This is a genomic window from Flavobacterium procerum, from assembly GCF_042431625.1.
GTDB classification, from domain to species: Bacteria; Bacteroidota; Bacteroidia; order Flavobacteriales; family Flavobacteriaceae; genus Flavobacterium; species Flavobacterium procerum.
In genome coordinates this window covers 1-747 of sequence record NZ_JBHLYW010000025.1, presented here as the reverse complement: position 1 = coordinate 747, position 747 = coordinate 1, and the positions used below count along the sequence as shown (strand labels likewise).

Genomic DNA, 747 nt, shown 5'->3' with positions numbered 1-747 from the left:
CTTGTTTTCCCTTCGAAAAAGCGGTGGAAAGATTGAAAACCCGATAAAAGTTGGATATGAAAACCTCTTGAAATCATGAAAACTGCATCATAATTCAGAAAAAAGCGACAGACATGAAAAAAAAGATATGTTGTAAAGAATCCGTTATCAGCGAGTTAAGGAATAATTAAAAAAAAAGGCAAAAAAAGAGGTGCAAAAGTCTTGCGTAACTGGAATTGTTGTGTACTTTTGCACCCGCAACAACGAAAGGCGTTCACTGAAACACTGGCAGGCAAGGCAATCAAATCGGAAAAAAAAATCTGAAAAAAAAGATTGCGAAAAGCTTGCGGGATTCGAAAGAAGCTTTTACATTTGCACCCCGCAAAACACGGAAAGTTCATTGATAGATTGGCAGGTTTGAGAAGAAAAAACGAAAAGAAATTTTCTGAAAAAAAAACTTCAAAAAACATTTGCCGGTTAGAAATAAGTTTTCTACTTTTGCACCCGCTTTGAGAGACAAGCGAAACAAGAAAAAGAAATACACGTTCGTAGACATATTGAATTGACAGCCGTTCCGATGCAAATCGGAACAAAAAGAATAAGAGTAATAGAGTCGCAGGATTCGAGAATAACCACTAGAGAAAGCATCGGATATATAATATTAAAATATACGATGAAGAGTTTGATCCTGGCTCAGGATGAACGCTAGCGGCAGGCTTAACACATGCAAGTCGAGGGGTATATGTCTTCGGATATAGAGACCGGCGC

The 747-nt window shown here is 37.8% G+C and carries 1 rRNA gene; it reads left to right on the top strand.

Features of this window, described 5'->3' with window-relative positions:
• Window positions 1-649 precede the first annotated feature (649 nt).
• Window positions 650-747: ribosomal RNA gene (locus ACFFLS_RS22625) — 16S ribosomal RNA — on the top strand; the annotation flags it as partial.